This is a genomic window from Moorena sp. SIO4G3, assembly GCF_010692305.1.
Taxonomy (GTDB): Bacteria; Cyanobacteriota; Cyanobacteriia; order Cyanobacteriales; family Coleofasciculaceae; genus Moorena; species Moorena producens_A.
The window spans coordinates 1-4,070 of the sequence record NZ_JAAHIG010000562.1 but is presented as its reverse complement, the minus strand read 5'-3'; the positions used below and the strand labels follow the sequence as shown (position 1 = coordinate 4,070).

The 4,070-nt window shown below is 45.4% G+C and carries 2 protein-coding genes; both read right to left on the bottom strand.

Annotated elements, in window-relative coordinates; genetic code table 11:
• A partial coding sequence (locus tag F6J99_RS42715; RefSeq protein WP_293122918.1) for a filamentous hemagglutinin N-terminal domain-containing protein occupies window positions 1-2,433 on the bottom strand: 2,433 nt, incomplete at its 3' end.
• 462 nt (window positions 2,434-2,895) lie between these two features.
• On the bottom strand, window positions 2,896-4,070 hold a 1,175-nt coding region (locus tag F6J99_RS42710), incomplete at its 5' end, for a transposase (RefSeq protein WP_365975367.1).

The following is a 4,070-nucleotide window of genomic DNA, read 5'->3' as shown; positions in this document are numbered from 1 at the left end:
AGCTGAAACTTGTGCTCCATCAGAGATGATTAACTCCCCAGTGGTAATATTCACATCTCCCCCGTCCCCTTCACTAGCAGTGCTAGCTGAAACTCCTGCTCCATCTTTGACAATTAACTGCCCAGTGGTAATATTCACATCTCCCGCTTTTCCTTTTGAGCCTGGATTAGCTTGAGCAAACAAGCCGCTGACACGCCGACCATTGGCTGAGCTACCAATCACTTGAACAGATTCAGAGGCATCCACAGTCAAATTTCCCCCGTCCCCTTCACCAAAAGTGGTAGTTGAAACTCTTGCTCCATCTTTGACAATTAACTGCCCAGTGGTAATATTCAAATCTCCCGCATTTCCTGTCCCTTCAGTTTCAGTAAACAAGCCGCTGACACGCCGACCATTGGCTGAGCTACCAATCACTTGAACAGATTCAGAGGCATCGACTGTCAACTTTCCCCCGTCCCCACCGCTTGCGTTAGCTGAAACTTGTGCTCCATCAGAGACGATTAACTGCCCAGTGGTAATACTCAAATCTCCCGCTTTTCCTGTCCCGTCAGTTTTAGTAAACAAGCCGCTGACACGCCGACCATCGGCTGAGGGACCAATCACTTGAACAGATTCAGAGGCATTCACTGTCAACTTTCCGGCCTCCCCACCGCTTGCGTTAGCTGAAACTTGTGCTCCATCAGAGACCATTAACTTCCCAGTGGTAATCTTCAAATCTCCCGCATTTCCTGTCCCTTGAGCTTGAGTAGACAAGCCGCTGGCAGACTCACCCGAGGCTGAGGTACCAATCACTTGAACAGATTCAGAGGCATCCACAGTCAACTTTCCGGCCTCCCCACCGCTTGCGTTAGCTGAAACTTGTGCTCCATCAGAGACCATTAACTTCCCAGTGGTAATCTTCAAATCTCCCGCATTTCCTGTCCCTTGAGCTTGAGTAGACAAGCCGCTGGCAGACTCACCCGAGGCTGAGGTACCAATCACTTGAACAGATTCAGAGGCATCCACAGTCAAATTTCCGCCGTCCCCTTCACCCGTTGTGATAGCATTAACTTGTGCTCCATCAGAAACGATTAACTGCCCAGTGGTAATAGTCACATCTCCCCCGTCCCCTTCACTAGCAGTGCTAGCTGAAACTAGCGCTCCATCAGAGACTATTAACTGCCCAGTGGTAATATTTAACTCTCCCGCTTTTCCTTTCCCAAAAGTGTCAGTAAACAAGCCGCTGGGAAACACACCATCGGCTGAGGTACCAATCAGTTGAACCTTTGAGTCGGCATCAACAGTCAAATTTCCGCCGTCCCCTTCACCCATTGTGTCAGCTGAAACAAATGCTCCATCAGAAACGATTAACTGCCCAGTGGTAATAGTCACATCTCCGGCATTTCCTGCTGCTCCTTGAACAACTTGGGCTCTCAAAGCACTGAGAGTACCATTAGCCGATACACCAATTACTCGAACAGATTCAGAGGCATCCACTGTCAAATCTCCCCCCTGTCCTGAGCCAAATACAAACGTACTGATTTCAGAACCACCCTCAAGACTCAACTGTGAAGCCTTAACAACTATGCCACCCCCACTTCCACTCCCGTTGGTATCCGCAAAAACAAAAGAGCGATCGCGTAAACTCACCTTAGCTCCCCGCACCTGGATACTGCCACCACTTTCGCCAATGGTACTAACTCCAGCCCGCTCGGACAAACTAATATCCTGAAACCCTTGAACTCCTGAATAATCGAACCCAAAACTAGTATCGGTTGGTATCAATTTCACCACATTATTAGAACCAACACTCCCCAACTCAATTCGTCCATCGCTTGCTCTTAAGCTACCACCAGGAATATTCACCTCACCACCAATCAGCCCTAAGGTTTGACCATTTGGTACCTGAAGCCCAAAAAAAGACTGATTAGTAATACTTCCTGGATTGGAACCATATTGCAACCCAGATGGTATATTAATAGTTAATAACGGTTTTTCATTCGGATTTTTAGCGCTGAAGACTGTGCCATCTTCAAACAACACACCATCAGCAGTGCTCCCAAAAAATGACCCTCCTAGATCTAGTCGGCTATTGGGACCAAAGAAAATACCGTTTGGATTTATCAAAAACAAGTTAGCATTGCCCTGCACTCCCAGAGTTCCCAAAATATTGGAAATATTTGTTCCAGTTACCCGAGTAATGATGTTCTGAATTCCAGCAGGATTAGTAAAATAAACTCGCCCGAACTGAGCAACATTGAAATCTGAAAAGCTGTGGAATAGATTGCTTTCTCTAATCGCACCACCTTCTATCAAATCCGCTCGGTTTCCCTTAACATTTACATTGGGCGTTACCAAAGAACTTTCATTACCGAGGGTATTATCTGGAGTGATTTGTCCTAATGCCGTAGTTGCAGCCAGTAGAGAACACAATACAACGCTACTTGTTTGCACAAGTCCGTAAATCCAAGGTTTCATGTTAATCAATAGAGCGATGGATTTCTTTAAATAGTTAACAGCCCACCCAGAGCTATAAGAGAGCCGAATTTTGCTCCTTATTAAGAGTATTGGGTAATGGCTAGTTTAGCGATAATTTTTTACAGCCCTTTTCGTCCTGCTTACCTCAGTTAACCCTTAGCTTTAAGCAGGGCAAAGTAAAGTCCCGAATTAGCTTTTTCCTAGGCGATTCAATCTATACTATTTGCTAAGCATTCAGCTAATGCACTACCTGCTGAATGGTGAGTGCTGATAGCCGATTTTTCAGTATCTATAGATTTATCGGGCTAACCACCAACAATTATCCAGGAAACTTTCAATTGCAGTTAAAAAAGAAGTAAGCATAAGCTGAATGGTTACCAAAATCCTAGCGCTCACCGGTTAATGAACAGTGACAGCTCCTACACTGACCCGTTGGGTTCAGTGTAGGCAACAAGCGCCAATCCGGCCATCGCTTAGGAGGCGCTGGGCTTTAAGAACGGACTGCCCTGCCGCTCTGTTTTTAATGTTGTTCGCGTAGCGTCGGCTTCGCCGAATCCCTGCATTATGGTCACGGTCAAGATTACATCCACAATGGGGACAATCGTGCCACCGTACATGCAGCTTTTTAGGAACTTTATTTCCACAACTGGAACAATTCTGCGAAGTATTTTGGGCGCTTACTGGAACCACCAACAAACCAGCATTTAAGGCCGTAGGCCACGCTACGCGAACGGCTTTGTTTGTCAGGATTGTCAGAAAGCTTGACCATCCCGCATCCAACACAGATTTAGCCAATCGGGATTTAGCCAGTCCTTTTACATTTAATTTTTCATGGGCTATTACATCATATTTAGAAAGTAGATAGTTAGCGGTCTTGAAATGGAAATCTTTCCGTTTGTCCGCTACTTTTTTGTGTTGTTTTCCAAGCTGCTTAACAGCCTTGAGTCTATTCTTGCCTCCCTTCTTCCGTCGAGATACCCTTTTCTGAATAACCCTCAGTCTTTTTTGAGACTTTCGATAGTATTGTGGAATCTCTATCGTTTCTCCTTCCGAGGTAGTTAAGAATTCCTTGAGGCCGACGTCAATACCTGCTATTGAATCAGGATTAATGTCAGGTTTAATTTCAGGGACAGTTTTGTCTTCCAGGGATAGAACCAGATAGTACCCATCACACTTTTTGGTGATCGAAGCTGTTTTTACCTTGAATCCATCCGGGAGAGGACGGTGCAGGACAATCTTGATTTTGCCTATTTTTGGGAGGTTAATCAGGTTGCCCTCTAAACATCCTTCCTTCATTTGAGGGTAAGTAAAGGTGCGGTAGCGATGCTGCTTTTTGAATCTAGGTTTCCCACTTCGCTTGCCGTTACTATCCCCTTTGATAAATTTATCAAAGGCTAACTTTACTCTTTTGACTGCATCCTGAAGCACCTGAGAATGCATTTCCTTGTACCAAGGACGAGTCTTCTTGAGATTGGGTAAAGTCTTTTTATTAAACTTAGTTAGTGGGTCACCCCACTGACTAGTCTCCAGAACCGTACGTGACACTTTCGTATCATACGGCTCCTCATTATAGGATTGAACCTTGACAGTGGTGCCTCTAGAACGGATTTTCA